This window comes from Azospirillum formosense (genome assembly GCF_040500525.1).
GTDB classification, from domain to species: Bacteria; Pseudomonadota; Alphaproteobacteria; order Azospirillales; family Azospirillaceae; genus Azospirillum; species Azospirillum formosense_A.
The window spans coordinates 383,165-401,205 of the sequence record NZ_CP159404.1; the positions used below are offsets into that span (position 1 = coordinate 383,165).

The following is an 18,041-nucleotide window of genomic DNA, read 5'->3' on the forward strand; positions in this document are numbered from 1 at the left end:
GGCCCGCTCCGAAAACGCCGCCGGTGGTGGCCGGCGGCACCGTCATATGGGCTAACGAATGAAGTTGTCTGCGTCAAAGGATTTACCATCAAAAAGGACATCGATGATCAACGGGTGTTTCACGAATCCTCCTCTATCAGGTCTCGGACAATCGACGCGCGCTGCTCGTGCAGGAAGAAGTGGCCGCCGGGAAGCGTGCGCAGGCTGAAACCCGCCCCGGCCAGCCGCTCCCATCCGGCGACCTCGTCCGGCGTGGCTTCGCCGTCCTCCGCCCCGGCGAAGGCCAGGACCGGCACCGGCAGCGGCGGCGGATCGGGTTCGAGGAAGGCGTCGGACATCGCGAAATCGGCCCGCAGCATGGGCAGCATCAACTCCATCAGGTCGTCGCAGGCCAGCACCTCGGGCGGGGTGCCGCCCAGCGCGGCGAGGTGAGCGCGGAAGGCCGCGTCGTCCAGGCTATCGACGGGTGGCCGCCGCGACGCGAGGTGCGGTGACCGGCGCCCCGACACGGCCAGCAGGGCGGGTGGATGCCCCCGTGCCACCAGAGCGCGGGCGGTGGCGTAGGCCAGCGTGGCGCCCAGCGAGTGGCCGAACAGGATCAGTGGCCGATCGCCCAGCGGTTCCAGCGCGGCCAGCAGGGCGGGAACGGTCTCCTCCACACGCTGCAGCGGCGGCTCGCCGATGCGGGTCTCCCGTCCCGGCAGACGCACCGCCAGCAGTTCGGTGTCCGCTCCGACCTCAGACGCCCAGTCGCGGAAGACGGCGGCGCCGGCCCCGGCGTAGGGGAAACAGACCAGGGTGCGGCGCGGCGCCGAAGCCGTCCGGAAACCTTGCAGCCAGGAGGACAGGGGCGCGGGCATCACGCCTGCTCCAGAGCGAACAGGCGGTTATGGTCGTGGCCTTCCTCGATGCGGCCCTCGTTCATGTGGTAGACGCGGTCGGCGAGTCCGAACCAGCGCTCGTCGTGGGTCACGCAGATGACGATCTTGCCCAGCGCCTTCAGCTCGGGCAGCAGTTCCTCGTAGAAGACGCGCCGGAAATGCGGGTCCTGGTCGGCGGCCCACTCGTCCAGCACGATCACCGGCTTGTCCTCCAATTGCGCGACCACCAGGGCGAGACGCTTGCGCTGGCCGGTGGACAGGGAAACTGTGCTGAAGCCGCCGTCGGCGACCGACACCTTGTCCTGCATCTCCAGCCGTTCCAGCAGGGCGCGGACGCGCGCCGGGTCGGGCTCGGCGACGCCGTAGAGGCGGCGCGACAGGTGATAGTCGGAGAAGATGGCCGAGATCATGTCGCGGAAGCTCTGCATCCGCTCCGCCGGCACCGGCGCCCCGTCAGCGAGGAGCTGACCGCCGCTCAACGGCATCAGCCCGGTCAGCAGGCGCAGCATGGTCGATTTGCCGGACCCGTTGCCGCCGGTGACGAAGGTGATTTCGCCCGCCCGGAACTCCGCCGACAGCGGCCCGACCGCGAAGACCGGCGCGCCCGCGTCGTCGTGATAGGCGAAGGTGGCGTCCTTGAGCGCGATGGTGCCGGGCGGGCCGGGCAGACGGTCGGCGCCCTCGTCTGGGGCGCTGCCGGCGGCGGCGCACAGACGCTCCTCCATCGCCTCGATGTTGGACAGGGCCATCTCGGTCTGGGCGACCAAGGGAGTGACGAAGGACACGGTGCTGACCGGCCCGACGATGAACAGTGCCGCCGTGGTCGCCGCCACCACCACCGCGTGATAGCCGGTGGTGAACAGCGGAACGACGAAGACCATCATGCCGATCAGCGTGTAGAACATCGCCTCGACCAGAGCGAAGTTGCGGCCCCACTGCTCCTTCATGTCCACATTCACCGCCCGCGCCCGGGACGAGGCGTCGGCGAGGTCGCGGATCAGCCCGTCGCCGCGGCGGCGGTTCATCCGCACCTCCTTGAAGCCGCGCAGCAGGTCGGTCAGCCCGTCGAAGACGCGCGTCTCGGCCGCCGCCGCCTCCACCATGCTGCGGCGCAGGCGCTGCACCCGCGCGACCTTCACGGCCACGGCGATCCCGGCGAAGGCGAAGGCCATCACGCAGGCCAGCGGCGACAGCCAGGCCAGATAGACCGCCAGGAAGACCAGCATGACCGCCTGCTGCCCGCCGATCGCCAGAAGCGGCAGGGTCTGGGCCAGCGTCTGGGTGTCCTGGGTCAGCACCCCGTGCAGCGACGCCCGCCCGATGCGGTCCACGGTCACGAGGTCGGCGCGGCGCACCAGATCGAACAGGCGCAGGCGGATCCTGTGGATCAGCCGCTCGGCGTCCTGGGACGCGGTGACCAGCGCGTAATTGTGGGTCACCCCGAACAGGGTCACGGTGACCGCGTACATCACCAGAAGCCGCGGGCTGACGATGCCCTGGGCGGCGTCCTTGGCGGCGGCGTCGACCAGCCAGAGCAGCGCCGCGGTCGCGATCGCCGACAGGACGTTCATCAGGGCGAGTGTGCGCAGATTCTCCGGAAGCTCGCGCAGGACGATGGCGGCCAGCCTCATGCCACGCCCTCCGTCCTATGGGCGGGTTCGGTCAGGCGACCCTCCTCCATGTGCAGGCGGCGGTCGGCGACGTCGAAGTAATGGTCGTCGTGCGTCACCGCCACGATGGTCAGGCCGCGCCGCTTCAGCTCCGGCACGACCTCCCGGTAGAACTTGAAGCGGAAATGCGGGTCCTGGTCGGCGGCCCATTCGTCGAGGATCAGGATCGGTGCCTTCTCAAGGATCGCGGCGACGAGCCCCAGCCGCTTGCGCTGCCCGGCGGACAGGTCGCGCCGTCCGAAACGGTCCCCCTCCAGGGCGGTGACCCGCTCCATCTCCATCCAGCGCATCAGCTCTGCGGCCTCCACCGGGTTGAGTGTGTCCTGCCCGTAGAGCCGGGCGAACAGGTGGAAGTCGGCGAACACGGTCGCCATCAGCTCGCGGTAGGCGGCGACGCGCTGTGGCCCCACCGGCACCCCGTCCACCGTGATCCGCCCGCGCAGCGGGTGGTAGAGGCCGGTCAGAAGCTTGATGAAGGTCGATTTGCCCGACCCGTTGCCGCCGGTGATGAAGATCACCTCGCCGCGCCGGATGGTCAGGTCGAAGGGGCCGACCGCGAAGGGCGCTTCGCCTGGCGGGGCGGGGAAGGCGAACTCCACCCCCTCCATCCTCACCTCGCTGAAGTTGACCGGCACCGGCAGGGCGGGGCCGTCGCTCCCGGCCTCGGCGAGTTCCGAGAGCTGTCCCTCCAGGGCCATCATGCGCCCGGCGGCGGCCTCGGCGGCGCTCATCACCGCCAGCGACTGCATCAGCCCGAAGACCGGGGCCGACATAAAGAAGATAGCGGCGGTGATCTTCACCAGCTCCGCCGAGATGGCGCTGGAATAGGACGGCACGACGAAGACGACCACGCCCAGCATCAGGTTGAAGGCGCACTCACCGAACACGAACTGCTGCCAGGTGTGCAGATGCACCGCACCGCGCGCCGTGGTGGTGCGGCCGGACACGGTGGCGAAGACGGTGTTCAAGTCGCGGCTGCGGGCGCTGTTCAGCCGCTGCTCCTTGAAGCCGTCGAACAGGTCCGACACGCCTTCGAACAGGGCGGCCTCCTCCGCCATCATGGCCCGCTGCCTTTCCTCCAGCGCGCGGCCCAGCCGGATGTAGAACCAGGTCCCGGCGCCGAGCAGCCCGCCGATCAGCAGGAAGGCGACCGGCGAAATGGTGGCGATGTAGAGCAGGATCGTCCCGGTCAGCAGGACCGAGCGCACCGTCAGCGCCAGGAACTGCGAATTCTGCGAGACGAGCTGGCTGCTCTGCGTCACGCTTTCGAACAGCGGGGTCTGGCCGAAGCGCTCCAGCTTCCACAGGTCGGCGCGGCGGATCTGGTCGAGCAGCCGCATGCGCAGGCTGTCCACCACCTCCTCCGCATCCGCCGACAGGTGGGCGACCATGCGGCCTTCCAGGAGCATGTAGAGGAGGACGCTGACGACGAAGGCGGCGGCCAGCGGCAGGTTGACGAAATCGGCCTTCTCCGCGGCGATCTCCTCCGCCCCGCGGTTGACCAGGGCCAGCACCAGCGTGGAGAAGAGGGCCGAGCCCAGGGCGTAGAGAACCAGCCGGCGCAGCGGCGCCGGCCCCAGCCGTCCCAGCAGGCGGAGGAGGTTCATCGAGCGGAATCCTGCGGCGCGCCGTCGTCGATGCGGATGCGCAGCGCGTGGCGCTCCGGGTCGGCGAAGGCGCCGCGCCCGTGGAGCGCCTCGTGGTTGTTCATTGCCAGCAGGCTGTCGGACTCCATGAAGGTCTCCAGCCGCCGGGCCGGGCTGTCCAACTCCGCCTGGAGGATGGCGAGCGCGCGGCGGACCTCCGGCGTGTCGTGCTCCGGACAAGCGGCCAGCCCGCGGCGCAGGGTGTCGGTGCGGAAGCGGATGAGCGGGCGGTCGCCGAAGACGGTGGCGAAGGTCAGTTCCACCGCATCCTGCGATCCGGTGCGGGTGAAGGTGGCGGGGATGCGGAAGGGCAGCGCCGTTCGCGACAGCAGGTCCAGCGCCCAGCGCCCCTCGTCGCTGCCGGCCAGAGCCTCGCGGAAGCAGCGGGCGTCGCGCAGGCTGGACCGCCCGCCGCCGCAGGCCGCCGCCCGGGCGAAATAGATCAGCATGTAGCGTTCGGGGTTTGGGAAATACTGGGTGTCGGTGTGGAAGTCGGCCTCGTCGGCGTGCTCGGAGAAGGTGGAGGCGCCGCCGCTGCGGACCAGCTCGGGGCGGAGCTTGATGTCCCACACCACCTTGCGGTCGATCCGGTCGGTCGCGGTCGGCGCGCCCATGCCGACAGCCAGCGCGTAGAGCAGGCGGCGCCGGGTGTCGAGGTCGTGGCGGCTGAGATGGGCGCGGCGGATCAGCACGCCGCTGTGGCTGGTCTCCAGCCGGTCGCGGATCGCGGTGGCCAGGGCGGAGAGGCCGGGTGCCGCCTCCGCCAGTTCGCCGCGCAACTCGGCCTCCCGACCGTCCGGGACAAGGGCGGCGTCGCTCTTCGCCCCGTGGCGGGCGGCCAGGACGGCCAGCACGCGCGCCGTCTCGGCGTCGGGCAGCGGCTCGGCGGTGAATTCCCCGGTGCGGAAGCCGAGATCCTGGACATGGGTGAGCATGATGGCTCCGAAGGCGTTCATCGGGAGAAAAGGTCCGCGGCGGCGCGCAGCATGTCGGCTTGCCCGGCGCGGGGAACCGGCGGCCAGCCGAACCCCATGCGGCCGAGCAGCCCCTGCGTGCGTTCGGAAGTCAGCTCCTGCCGCCGGCCGCGCGCCTGGGGGGAACGCCCGCTGTAGAGGCCAAAGCCCTCCAGCGTCTGGGCCAGCGCACTGTCCATCTCGGGTTCGCCGATGGCGCGCTCCAGCCTGTCGAGCAGCGCGTCGAAACCGACCGCCCGCACCGCGTCCGCCATGCCCGCCGCCGAGGTGACGAAATCGGCCAGCGTGTCGCGGCGGTGGTTCTCCACATGGTGCGTCTCGTTGGCGAGACCGGCGGCGCCGGCCAGCAGCGCCACGGCGCGGGCGACGCGATCGACGTGGCACAGCCAGACGTGCGAATCGTCGGGCACCACCCCCAGCCGCACGAAGGCGGCCAGTTGCCGGAAGAAGGCGTTGTCCCGCAGGTTCAGCTGCAGCGGCCCGCCCTCCGCCGCGAAGACGACGTTGCCGACCCGGTGGATGCTGGCGTTGCGCAGGTCGCCGCGGGCCGCCGTGACCAGACGTTCCGCCTCCTGCTTGCTGCGGACATAGTAGTTCTCGTCGAGGGCGTCCGGCACCGCGTCGTATTCGGTGACCAGTCTGAAGCCGTCCTCCGGCGCCTTGCCGGTGACCGACAGGGTGGAAATCAGGTGGAAGTCCGCCGGGTCGCCACGCCGCGCGGCGGCGAGATCGAGGAGCCGGCGCGTCGCCTCCACATTGTCGGCGTGGAACTCCGCGTAATGGCCGAAATGGTTGACGTTGGCGGCGCAGTGGAAGACCGCCCGCACCCCCTCCACCAGCGCGCCGTGCGCCGTGGGGGTGAGGCCCAGCCCGTCGCGGCGCAGGTCGCCGGCCCGCACGGTCAGGCGCGGATCGTCGATGAGCGCGGCACCGTTCGCGGCTCCGAAATAGCCGGCCAGCACGCGGGCGAGCCGGGCTTGGGCGGCGCCGTCGTCGCCCCCGCGGACCAGAGCGGTCACCCGCCGCGCCGGATCGGACAGAAGCTCCCGCAGCAGATAGGCGCCGAGGTATCCGGTGGCGCCGGTCAGCAACACGTCGCCGTAATCGCGCCGCTTCGACCCGTCGAAGGCGTTGTAAGCCGCGTTCCGCGCCTCGTAGGCCTGTTGCTGCTCGGCCAGCGCCCGGTCGCGGGCGGCGTCGAAGGCGGGCAGGGTCGCCTGATAGTCCCGCCAATGGGTTCGGACGGCGGCGATCACCCGATGCAGATGGTCCGGCTGGGGCCGCAGGCGCAGCGCGAAGTCGGCGAGCACCGGGGCTTCGTAGAGATCGTTGATCCTGCAGGCGAACTCGCGGCGCAGTCGGTTCACGACGGCGATCGCCCGCAAGCTGTCGCCGCCCAGCTCGAAGAAGCCGGCCTCCCGCCCCCGAACGGGCCGCTGGAGCTGCTCCGCCCACAGCTCGGCCACCCGCTGCTCCACCGCGGTGCGCGGCGGGGTGTAGGCGCCGGAAGCCGTGCCTTCGGCGGGCGCGTGGTCGGCCAGCGCCAGGAGCAAGGCCTTGCGGTCCACCTTGCCGGCCACCGTCACCGGGATCGCCGGCACCCGGATCACCGCCGCCGGCACCATGTAGGCGGGCAGCGTCGCCGCCGCATGGGCGGCCCAGGCGGCCTGTGTCGGCTCCGCGGCGTCCGGGGCGAGGCTGACAAAGGCCCACAGCGTCTGGGCACCGTCCGCCGCGGTGTCCACCAGGGCCACCGCCTGCTGTACGCCAGGGTGGGATTCCAGCCGGTGCTCGATCTCGCCCAGCTCGACGCGCTGGCCACGCAGCTTCACTTGGCTGTCCGACCGCCCGAGCACCAGAAGCTCGCCATTCGGCAGCCAGCGCCCGAGGTCGCCGGTGCGGTAGCGGCGGCCCTTCGGCGTCTCGACGAAGGCGGCGGCGGTCAGGTCGGGTCGGTTGAGGTAGCCGATGGCCAGCCCCAGGCCGCTCAGCCAGACGTGGCCGACAGCGCCGGGGGGCACCGGTTCGCCGTCCTCGTCCAGGACGTGGATGGCGGTGTTGGGCAGCGGGCGCCCGGCGCTCATCCACGGCGAGTCCGGAGACAGGATGCCGATGCTGGCCGCGGCGGTGTTCTCGGTCGGGCCGTAGCCGTTGATGTAGCGCAGCCGCGCCGCGTAATGCAGGGCGTCAGCGGCGTTTGGCGGCTCACCCACCGTCATCAGGATGCGCAGGGTCGGCAGGTCCGCCTGCTCGAACAGCCGCAGGTAGGAGGGCGGCAGGGTGGCGGAGGTGACGCCCAGCCGCTCCATCCTGGCGCGCAGCCCGGCGGTGTCGTCCATTTCGGCGCGGCGGATCGGAACCAGCGCGCCGCCCGTCGCCCAGGTCATCACGCAATCGGAAACCCAGGCGTCGAAGGAGGGGGAGGAGGTGAGAAGCGTCCGTTCGTCCGGCTGGACCCCCATCATTCGCGCCATCGACAGGCCGAGGTTCAGCAGCCCGCCATGATGCAGCAGGACGCCTTTCGGCACCCCGGTCGATCCCGAAGTGTGAATGATGTAGGCGGGATCGCCGGGCGCGCTTCGCTCACCAACCTCCGGCTCATGGGCGTGGCTGGCGCGGAAGCCCTCGGAGATGGTTTCCGGGCGGAGGACGGCGTAACCGGCCTGCGCCAGCGCCTCGGGCAGGGGATGGCCGTCCAAAGCCACGACGACGCGGATCGCGGCGTCGCGGGCGATGAAGGCCAGCCGGTCCGCCGGCAGGTCGCGGGTCAGCGGCAGATAGGCGCCCCCGGCCTTCCAGATCGCCAGCACGGCCTCGGGCAGGGCGGGCGAGCGCTCCGTCAGCACGCCGACCGCGTCGCCGGTCCGCAAGCCTCGCGCGAGCAGCGCGTGGGCCAGCGCGTTGGCGCGGGCGTTCATCGCGGCATAGCTGACCGCGCCGTCATCGGTGATGAGGGCGGGTCGATCCGGCTGCGAGCGCGCCAGGGCGGCGAATTGGTGATGGAAGCAGGGAACCGGGTGCGGCATCGCCGGGCCGTGCTCCCACGCCGCGAGCAGCGATTCCTCGTCCGGCAGCAGGGTGGGCAGCGGGGCGCCCGGCCGCCGCTCCGGATCGGCCAGCCGCCGCGCCCAGCCGGCCAGCGCCACCGTCCAGGCCCGGGCGGTCTCCCGCTCGTAGAGGGCGGCGTTGGCGTGGAGCTGAAGGACCAGCCCGCCGTCCGCCTGCCCCTCATGCACCAGGACGAGGTCCTGGGCGGGGGCGCTGCGGCGCAGCTCGTACCGGATGTCGTCGCTGTCGAGGGCGTCGATGGCCGCGAAGCGGAGCCCGTCACCCCGCGGGGCGGCCATCACCGGATTTTCCGTCACCGCCAGATCGAACAGCGGGCAGCGGGCCGGGTGCCGCGCCTGCGGCTGGCCGCGGCGGAACTCCTGGTGGATGCGGGCGAAGGGCTGGCGGCCATGGCGCAGGGCTTCCGCCAAGCGGCTCTGCGTCACCTTGACCGCCTCTTCCAGCGGCTCGCTCCGGTCCACCCGGAAAGGCACCGGCAGCATGTTGATGCAATAGCCGACGACGCCCGCCTCCTCCGCCGTCTCACGGGTGGAGGCGGCGGTGCCCATCAGAAATGTCGCCCGGCCGGTGCGGCGGCGCACCTCATGAGCCATCAGGGTCATCATCAAAGCGTGCAGGCTGGCGCCGTTGCGCCGGGCGAGGGCACGCAACGCCTCCGCCACGTCCGGGGCGAGGCGGACGCGGTGGCAATGGCTCCCCTTGGCGGTTTCCGCGCTGCGCACCGGCGGACGGGGTTTATCGAGCGGCCAGTCTTCGAAAGCGGCGGGATCGATTCCGGCGAGCAGACTGTGCCAATGCTCAGCATCCTTGCGGCCAGTCTCGCCGCCCAGATAGGCCTCCTCCCGCGCGGCGGAGCGGCCGAAGCCAGGGGCGCGGCCGGGCAGGGACTCCCCGCGCAGCAGTGCTGTGAGGTCGTTCGCCAGCAGGCCGAGCGACAGGCCGTCGCCGATGGAATGGTGCAGCGTCAGCCAGAACAGGGCGCCGCTGCCGTCCGCCACCCGGACCAGCCCGGCCCGCCACAGCGGTGGAGCGGCCATGGCGAAAGGCGCCGTCTGGCGGTCTCGGATAAAGTCCAGCGCGGCGGCGCGGTCGGGGGCCGCCGCAATTTCCAGGCTGGCGGTCGTCAGATGGACGGCCCGGCGCAGCGTGCCGTCCCCGTCCTCCTGGAAGCCGGTGCGCAACGCCTCGTGGCGGTCGGCCAGGGCGGCCCAGGCGGCTCGCCAGCGGTCGTCGGGGGGGACACCGCCTTCCACCGCGAGCGTCAGGGGAATGTTGAAGCCGCGGGTGTCCAGCCCGGCCTGCTCGGCCACCCAGAACTCCCGTTGGCCCTCGGTCGCGCGATCGGATTCGGCATCGGATGGGACATCCGCGGGAGCGGCAGAGCCGAGGCGGGCGGCGAAGCCGCGCAGGGTCGGCTCGGTGAACAGGTCGCGGGCGGAAACGGGATGCCCCAGCTCCGTCTCCAGCGCGTGGGCGACGGCGATGGCGAGCAGGCTGTGACCGCCGAGCGCGAAGAAATTGTCGTCACGCCAGACCGGGCCACGGCCCAGCCGCTCCGCCCAGACGCGGGCGATGGTCTGCTCCAGCCGCCCTTGCGGTGCCATCCGCTCGCCCTGCGGGGCGCGGCCGGCGATCAGCTCCTGCAGGGCCGCGCGGTCCACCTTGCCGGACGCCGTGACCGGCACCGTCTCCACGGCGATCACCCCGGCCGGGATCATCACCGCGGGCAGCCGGTCGGCCAGCCAGCCGCGCCAGGAGCCCTCTGCCGGAACCGCCCTGCCGGGGACGGGACGGACGAAGGCCCACAGGCTCTGCGCCGCGCCGGCCTTGCCCTGCACCAGGGCCACCGCCTGCGCGATGTCCGGCTGGCCGCCCAGCGCCTGTTCGATCTCGCCGAGTTCGATGCGGATGCCGTTCAGCTTCACCTGGTCGTCGATGCGGCCCAGCACCTCCAGCTCGCCGTCGGCGCGCCAGCGCCCGAGGTCGCCGGAGCGGTAGAGCCGCCCGGCGCCCGTCCCGACGAAGGCCGCCGCCTCCTGCTCCGGGCGGTTCAGATAGCCGCAGGCGAGATTGGCGCCGCCCAGCCAGATTTCCCCCACCGCCCCCAGCGGCACCGGGCGGCCCGCCGCGTCGCGGATGTGGATGGATGTGTTGGGCAGCGGACGCCCGACGGGCATGAAGCCCCGGTCCTCCGCGCCGAGCAGCCCCATGGCGCTGGTGATGGTGTTCTCGGTCGGGCCGTAGGCGTTGTGGTAGCGCAGACGTCCGGCGTAGGTGCGCACATCCGCCGCCAGCGGCGCCTCGCCGCCGGTGACCAGGATGCGCAGCGAGGGCAGCTCCGCCCCGTCGAGCAGGCGCAGGTAGGTCGGGGTGAGGTCGGCGACGGTCACCCGCTGCTCCGCCAGGACGGCGATCAGGCGGGCCGGGGCGCTCAACACCTCGTAGGGAACGGCGCAGAGTGCCGCCCCGGCGGCCAGCGGCACGCCGACGTCCGACAGCGACACGTCGAAGGAGGGCGAGGCGAACATCAGCGTCCGATCCTCGGCGGTCAGGCCGAAGATCTCCACGGCGCCCAGCACCATGTTCACATAGGCGCCGTGGCGGACCGGCGTGCCCTTGGGCCGGCCGGTGGAGCCGGAGGTGTAGAGGATGTAGGCGATGTCGTCCGGCCCCGTCGCGGCTTGCGGCCGGTGGGCGTGCGCGGTGCGGAAATCGGCGGAGAGGCCTTCGGGACGCAGAAGCGGCAGGGCGGACAGCGGCTCGGGCACGGCGACGCCGTCCAGCGCCAGCAGCAGGGCCGCCCCGGCGTCTCCGGCGATGAAGGCCAGCCGCTCGGCCGGCAGGTCGGCGGCGAGCGGCAGATACACCGCGCCCGCCTTCCACACTCCCAGCACGGCGGCGGGCAGGTTGGGCGAGCGGCCGGTCAGCACGCCGACCACGCTGCCGCGCTCCGCCCCGCGCTCCCGCAGGGCGTGGGCGATGGCGTTGGCCTCCGCCTCGACGGCGCGGTAGGTCAGGACGCGGTCGGCGCCGATGACCGCCGGGCGGCCGCCCTGGCCGGTGCCGGGACGGTCGATCAGCCGCTCGAACAGCGCGTGGAAGGGCAGCGCCGGGCGCTCCGCCGCCGGGCCGTGTTCCCACGCGGCGAGGGTGGCTTCCTCCTCCGGCAGCAGGCCGGGCGGCACCGCCTCGGCGCGGGCGGCGTCGTCCCCCAGCCAGCGCGCCCAGCCGGTCAGCGCCTCGAACCAGCGCTCCGCCGTGTCCCTGGCGTAGAGCGCGGCGTTGACGTGCCTATGCAGCAGCAGCCCGCCGTCGGTCAGCCCCTCATGGATCAGCACCATGTCCTGGCCCGGCGAATGGCCGGTGCGTTCGTAGGTCGGCCCCTCTCCATCCGGGCGGACGAAGCGCAGCGGGCCGGGGGCGGAGTGGGGGGCGGGGCCGGCTTGCGGGTTCTCCGTGACCGCGATGTCGAACAGCGGGTAGCGCGCCGGGTCGCGGTGTTGTGGACGGTCGGCCCAGAAGCCGTGGCAGATCCGTGCGAAGGGCAGGCGGGCGTGCTGGAGCGCTTCGGCCAGCGCCGCCTGGGTGGCACGCAGCTCCTGGCCGAAGGGAACTCCGGCGGCGGGGCGGAGGGCCAGCGGCAGCATGTTCACGCCGTAGCTGACGACCCGCGCGTCCTCGGCGGTTTCCCGGATGTCGCCGGTGGTGCCGATGGTGAAGGCGGCGCGTCCGGTGCGCCGCAGCACCTCCCGCGCCAGCAGGGTCAGCAGGACGGCGTGCAGGCTGGCCTCGTGCCGGCGGGCGACCGCCTTCAGCCCGGCGGCGGTGGCCGGGTCCAACCGCAACTCGAAGCGGTGGCTGCCCGGTGCCGCCCCGGCGGCGCGCGGCGTGTCGAGCGGCCAGTCGTCGAACGCCTCGGCGGGCAGGGCGGACAAAAGCCCGCGCCAGTGGGTCTCGTCCGCGGCGCGGTCCGAGCTGTCCAGATAGCGCCGCTCGCGGGCGGCCAGGGTGGCGTAGCGGGAGGGTGGCGGCGGCAGGCGCTCACCCGCCAGGAGCGCGGTCAGTTCCTCCAGCAGGACGCCGACCGAGCGTCCGTCGCTGATGGCATGATGCATCGCCATCCAGAACAGAGGCGCACCGCCGTCCGCCAGCGTCACCAGACCGGCGCGCCACAGCGGCGCGGCCGCCATGGCGAAGGGCTCGCCCTGACGGGCGCGGATATGGGCCAGGGCCGTCTTGCGGTCGGCCAGAGAGGACAGCTCCAGCGCCCCGTCGACAAAGGGAGCGACGCGACGGCGCAAGCCCCCGTCCTCGTCCTCCGCGAAGCTCGTGCGCAGCGCCTCGTGCCGCTCCACGAGCGTCGTCCAGGCGCCCGCCCAACGGGCCGGGTTCGGCAAATCGCCCGCCACGGCGCGGATCACCGGAATGATGAAGGGCCGTGTGTCGAGCCCCGCCGCCTCGGCCACCCAAAATTCTCGCTCCCCTTCGGTGACGAGGTCGGATTCGTCGGCGTCGGCTTGCTGCGTCTCCGCATCGCTCAACTCCGCCACCTTGCGGGCGAAGCCGGCAAGCGTCGGGGCGGCGAACAGCGCGCGCGCCGGGACGGTCAGGCCCAGTTCCTGCGACAGCCGGTGCGCGATGGTCACCGCCAGCAGGCTGTTGCCGCCGAGTGCGAAGAAATTGTCCCCGCGCCCGACCTCCTCGCCCAGCAGACCGCTCCACAGGGCGGCGATGCGGTGTTCGAGCCCGTCCCGCGGCGCCTGCCCTTCCGCCGCGGCGGCGTGGCCATCGGAATGGGAGTGGGCGAGGCGGAGCAGGGCGTCGCGGTCGATCTTGCCCGCCGGCGTCAGCGGGACGCTGTCCACCGCCGTCACGCTGGCCGGCACCATGAAGGCGGGCAGGCGGTCGGCGAGGAAGGCGCGCCACGCCTCGTCGTCGGGCAGGGCGGCGCCGTCCTTGGCCCGGACGAAGGCGCGCAGCGCCTTGGTGCCCTCCGCCGCGGCGTCCACCAGCACGACGGCCTGCGCGGCGGCGGGGTGGGCCAGCAGGTCCTGCTCGATCTCGGCAAGCTCGACGCGCTGGCCGTGCAGCTTCACCTGATGGTCGATGCGGCCGCACAGGATCAATTGACCGTCCGCCGTCCAGCGCCCGAGGTCGCCGGTCCGGTAGAAGCGGCCTTCCGCCGTCTCGACGAAGGCGCGGGCGGTCAGTTCCGGGTTGTTGAGATAGCCACGGGCGAGGCCCACCCCGCCCAGCCACACCTCCCCCGGCAGGCCGGGCGGAACCGGCGTGCCGTCCGGGCGGCGCAGCGTGACGCGGGTGTTGGGCAGCGGGCGTCCGGCGAGGACCGGGCCGCCGCGTCCGCTGTCCGGCAGGATGCGGCCCATGGAGGCGAGAATGCTCGCCTCGGTGGGGCCATAGGCGTTCCAGAAGGCCAGACCGGCCGCGTGGTGGCGGGCGTCGTCGGCGTTCGGCGCCTCCCCGCCGGTCAGCAGGACGCGCAGGCCGCGGAAGGGCTTCTCCTGGCTGACCCGCAGGTAGGAGGGGGCGTGGAAGGCCACCGTGACGCCCAATTCCGCGTAGGCGTCCTTCAGGGCCCAGGGGTCGTCGCGCAGGTCCGGCGGCACGGGAACCAGAGCCATGCCGTGCAGCAGCGCCAGCCCGAGTTCCCACAGCGACGCGTCGAACCCCGGCGTCGCGGCCAGCGCCATGCGGTCGTCCGTCCGCAAGCCGACCGTCTCCCCGGTCGCCAGCGCGGCGTTGACGAAGCCGTCGTGACGGACCGCGACCCCCTTGGGATGCCCGGTCGTGCCGGAGGTGTAGATGATGTAGGCGAGGTCGTCCGGTGACCCGGCCACGGCGGCCGGCGCGGCGGGCCCTTCGAGAAGGTCCGGGCGGATCAGCACCGGCACGGCCTCGGCCAGGGCGGGCGGGGCGGGCTGGCCGTCCAGTGCCACCAGCAGCCGGACGCCGGCGTCGCGCACCATGTAGGCCATGCGCTCCGGCGGCAGGTCCATGGCGAGAGGCAGATAGGCCGCCCCGGCCTTCCAGATTCCGAGCACCGCCGCGGGCAGGCCCGGCGCGCAGCCGGTGAGCACCGCCACCGGCTCGCCCCGCGTCACGCCGCAACTCAACAAGGCGGCGGCGATGCGGTCGGCGTCGCGGTTCAGGTCGCCATAGGTCCGCGTGTCGGTGCGGGTAACCACGGCGGGCCGGTCCGGATGGTGGGCGGCGATCTCCTCGAACAGTTCATGGGCGCGGCGGGCCGGGCGTGGACGCTTCTCGCCGTGTTCCCAGCGGTCGAGAAGGGTCGCCTCCTCCGGCAGCAGGGCGGGCAACGGCGATTCCAGACGCGCCGGGTCGGCGGCCAGCCAGCGCGCCCAGGCGGCGAAGCCGGCCAGCCAGGAGCGCGCGGTGGGTTCCGTATGGACGTCCGGGTTCCACAGCAGCGCCAGTTCCAGCCCTTCGCCGTCCTCCGCCGTCACCGGCTCGTGGCTGAAGGCGAGGTCGAGGCCGGCGGCGGGATGGGCGAGCGCGCCGGGCAACCGGCGTGGCGCCAGCGACAGGCCGCCGGCCGCATCGGCGCTGCTTCGTGGCGGGTTGGCGGTCAGCGCCACCGCGAAGAGGTTGGGGCGGGCGGGCGGCAGCGCGTCGGGCCGGCGCTGGCGGAACTCCCGCTGGATCAGGTTGGCGGGCAGGCCGGCGTGTCCGACCGTCTCGGTCAGGGCGCTCTGGGCGGCGCGGACCTGCCCGGACAGCGTCGCCGCGGCGCCGGGCAGGACGACCGGCACCAAGTTGACGAAATGTCCGACCGCGTCCTCCGCGCCCGGCGGGCGCAGGGAGACGCCGGTGCCCAGGATCAGGTCGGCCCGCCCGACGCGCCTCCGCGCCTCCGCCGCCAGGATCGCCAGCAGCAGGCCGTGAAGGCCGACGCCCTGCGCCCTCGCGATGGCGGCCAGGGCCGCGGTGGTCGCGGCGTCCAGCCGCTCCGCCAGGGGTGGGGCGGAGCGTCCGCCGGGCGTGGCGGGGCGTGGCTGGTCGAGCGGAAACTCCTCGAACGCCTCCGGCGGCAGGGCGTCCAGAGCGGCGTGCCAGAAGGCGCGGTCCTGCGCCGCCCGGTCGGAGCGGAGATGGCGCGCCTCGTCCCGCGCCGCCAGAGCGACTCCGTGCGGCGCCGGCGGCAAGGGGCGGCCGAGCAGCAACGCCAGCATATCCTCCTGCACCGCGCGGGCGGACTGTCCATCCACCACGGCGTGGTGCAGAACGAACCAGAACAGCGTCTCGTCGCCGGATTCGATGACCATCAGCCCGGCGCGGGCCAGCGGCGCCACGGTCAGGGCGAAGGGCGTTTCGGTGTAGCCGGCGATCAGTTCCCGCGCCTCCTCCGGAAGGTGGCAGCGATCGACGGAAAAGCCGGCGAAGGGCGGCAGCGCGGCGGCGGGGACCGTGCTCCAGCGCACCCGGCCCTCGGCGTCGGCGTGGAAAGCGGTGCGCAGGGCGGGGTGACGCTCCAGCAGGGCGGCCCAGGCGGCGCGCCAGCGCCCCACGTCCGGAACCGGGCCGCGCACCGAGAGGACGCGCACGATGTGCGATCCGGCGGCGGCCAGGCCGAGCTGGGCGGCCACCCAGAAGTCCTGCTGACCGGCGGTGGCGGGGCCTTCGGCCGTGTCCGCCGCGGGGGCCTCCTCGTCCGTCCGTTCCGCGATGCGGCGGGCCAGCGCCTCCACCGTCCGGGAGGCCAGGATCACCGCCACCGCCACCGGATGGCCGAGCGCGTGCAGGCGCTGCCCCACCGCGATGGCGAGCAGGCTGGTGCCGCCGATGGCGAAGAAGGGGGCGTCCCGCATCACCGGGCGGATGTCCAGCACCTCCTCCCACACCGCGGCGATGGTCCGCTCCAGATCGCCTTGCGGCGGCGTTCCGCCCGTGCCGTGCGCTTCGGCCAGAGCCCCTTCGGCGAGCGCCAGAAGGGCGCGGCGGTCGGTCTTGCCGGCGGAGCTGATCGGCATCCGCGTCACCGCCTTCACCCCCGCCGGCACCATGTAGGCGGGCAGGGTGCGGCCAAGGAAGGCGCGCCAGTCTTCCGCCTGCGCCGCCTCCGGATCGGTGCTCTCGACGATGGCGGCAAGGCGGCCCTGATGCTGGAGGGCGGCGGCGCGGCTGACCAGCGGGTGGCGCAGCAGCGTGCGCTCGATCTCGCCCAGCGACACCGACTGGCCGGACACCTTCACCACGTCGTCGGCGCGGCCCAGGGTCTCCAGGTCGCCGTTTTCGGTCCAGCGCCCCAGATCGTGCGTGCGGTAGGCGCGGCCGAAGCGCGTGTCGACGAAATTCTCGGCCGACAGCGCGGGCTGGTTCAGGTAGCCGCGCGAGACGCCCCGCCCGACGACGTGGATTTCACCGACCGCGCCGTCGGGAACTTCGTTGCCGTGACGGTCGAGCAGATGGACCGCGGTGTTGGCGAAGGGCCGGCCGCTGGGAAGCGGGCCGTCGCCATGGGGGCTCACCTTGTGCATGCAGATGGTGCCGCAGACCTCGGTGGCGCCGTGCATGTTCCAATAGTCGAGGTGGCGGGCGTAATGCCGCGCGTCGTCGGGGTTCGGCCGTTCCCCGGCGGTCAGGATCATGCGCAGTCCCGCCGGCACGGCGCCGCGCAGAAGCCGCAGATAGGACGGCGTGAACAGCGCGATGGTCACGCCCAGCCGGGTCATGTGGTCGAGCAGCCGCGCCGGATCGTCGATCAGAGCGCGCGAGGCCGGGACATAGGCGGCTCCGGAGAGCAGCGGCAGGCACAGCTCGCGGAAACCCAGGATGAAGCCGGGGGAGGTGGACAGCAGCACCCGGTCGCCCGGCCCGACGCCCTGCGCCTCCGTGTGGCCGAGCGCCAGATTCACGCAGGCGTCGTGCTGGATCTGCACGCCCTTCGGCTGGCCGGTGGAGCCGGAGGTGAAGAGGATGACGGCCAGGCCGTTCGACGGACCAGGGCGGTTCGGGCGCTCCGTCGCCGTGGCGCGGCTGTCGCCGTTCAGGGCTTCGGGGCGCAGGACGGCCAGCGGCCGCTCCGCCCGGCCGTTGGCGGCCAGGGCATCGGCCAGAGCCTCCGGCGGGACCAGCCCATCCAACGCGATCAGCAGCCGCATCCCCGCTTGCCGCGCCATGTTCGCCAGCCGCTCCGCCGGCAGGTCGGCGACCATCGGCACATAGACGCCGCCCGCCTTGAGGATGCCGAGGAACGCCTGTGGCAGGACGCCCGACCGTTCCGCCAGCACGCCGACCGGCTCCTCCCTCTCCAGCCCGAGGGCCAGCAGCGCGTGGGCCACGGTGTTGGCCGCCGCGTCCAACCCGGCGTAATCGAGGATGCCGGCCTCCGACACCACCGCCGGGGCTGTGGGGTGCCGGTCCGCAAGCCGTTCAAATCCCTCATGCAGGCGAAGATCGGGCCAAAGTCTGACCGGACCGAAACTGTTGGACAGATGAAGGTGATCGGTGGGGAGGTGCGGCGTGGTGTCGGGCATCGAAGTCCCCACAATTCCTTCGGCGTTGCAATGATCCGACGGGACAATTCGCGACGAGTTTTTACGGAAACGTCATATGCGTCCAAAAAAGGGATTAGGTATTAGATATTACCTACTAGAAGAAGATTGTCAACGCGCGATGCAACTCAAAGAAATTTTGACAGAAGGGAAAGCCATATTACGAAGACGGAACATTATCGGCATACCAACGTGTGGTTATCCTGTTCCGGCAGCGATTGCATAGGTCGTGGCGGGGCGGACGGCGCGGGCACCAAAGGTTGCGGTG

5 protein-coding genes are annotated in these 18,041 nt (G+C 72.4%); all 5 read right to left on the reverse strand.

All coding sequences use genetic code 11. The features are described 5' to 3' along the window. Positions 1-119 precede the first annotated feature (119 nt). The 5 genes from ABVN73_RS22485 to ABVN73_RS22505 are packed head-to-tail and all read right to left on the reverse strand — an operon-like array spanning position 120 to position 17,755. On the reverse strand, positions 120-860 hold the full coding sequence (locus ABVN73_RS22485) for an alpha/beta fold hydrolase (protein ID WP_353861413.1): 741 nt from the start codon (positions 858-860) through the stop codon (positions 120-122). After that, positions 860-2,512 (reverse strand): cyclic peptide export ABC transporter, encoded by a 1,653-nt coding sequence (locus ABVN73_RS22490; protein WP_353861414.1) that lies wholly within the window; start codon positions 2,510-2,512, stop codon positions 860-862. Before ABVN73_RS22490 ends, ABVN73_RS22485 begins: the two co-directional genes overlap by 1 nt. Next, positions 2,509-4,158: an ATP-binding cassette domain-containing protein gene (locus ABVN73_RS22495; protein WP_353861415.1), complete on the reverse strand. Its 1,650-nt coding sequence runs from the start codon at positions 4,156-4,158 to the stop codon at positions 2,509-2,511. Before ABVN73_RS22495 ends, ABVN73_RS22490 begins: the two co-directional genes overlap by 4 nt. Next, a complete protein-coding gene (locus ABVN73_RS22500) occupies positions 4,155-5,153 on the reverse strand; it encodes a TauD/TfdA family dioxygenase (protein ID WP_353861416.1) in 999 nt (332 codons plus the stop codon). The genes ABVN73_RS22495 and ABVN73_RS22500 overlap by 4 nt, the downstream gene beginning before the upstream one ends. Continuing rightward, on the reverse strand, positions 5,150-17,755 hold the full coding sequence (locus ABVN73_RS22505; protein WP_353861417.1) for an amino acid adenylation domain-containing protein: 12,606 nt from the start codon (positions 17,753-17,755) through the stop codon (positions 5,150-5,152). The genes ABVN73_RS22500 and ABVN73_RS22505 overlap by 4 nt, the downstream gene beginning before the upstream one ends. Positions 17,756-18,041 lie beyond the last annotated feature (286 nt).

Excerpts from the sequence above, each read along its gene's own strand:
- ABVN73_RS22485 (WP_353861413.1), bottom strand. The coding sequence starts at position 860 with ATGCCCGCGCCCCTGTCCTCCTGGCTGCAAGGTTTCCGGACGGCTTCG.
- ABVN73_RS22490 (WP_353861414.1), bottom strand. The coding sequence starts at position 2,512 with ATGAGGCTGGCCGCCATCGTCCTGCGCGAGCTTCCGGAGAATCTGCGC.
- ABVN73_RS22495 (WP_353861415.1), bottom strand. The coding sequence starts at position 4,158 with ATGAACCTCCTCCGCCTGCTGGGACGGCTGGGGCCGGCGCCGCTGCGC.
- ABVN73_RS22500 (WP_353861416.1), bottom strand. The coding sequence starts at position 5,153 with ATGAACGCCTTCGGAGCCATCATGCTCACCCATGTCCAGGATCTCGGC.
- ABVN73_RS22505 (WP_353861417.1), bottom strand. The coding sequence starts at position 17,755 with ATGCCCGACACCACGCCGCACCTCCCCACCGATCACCTTCATCTGTCC.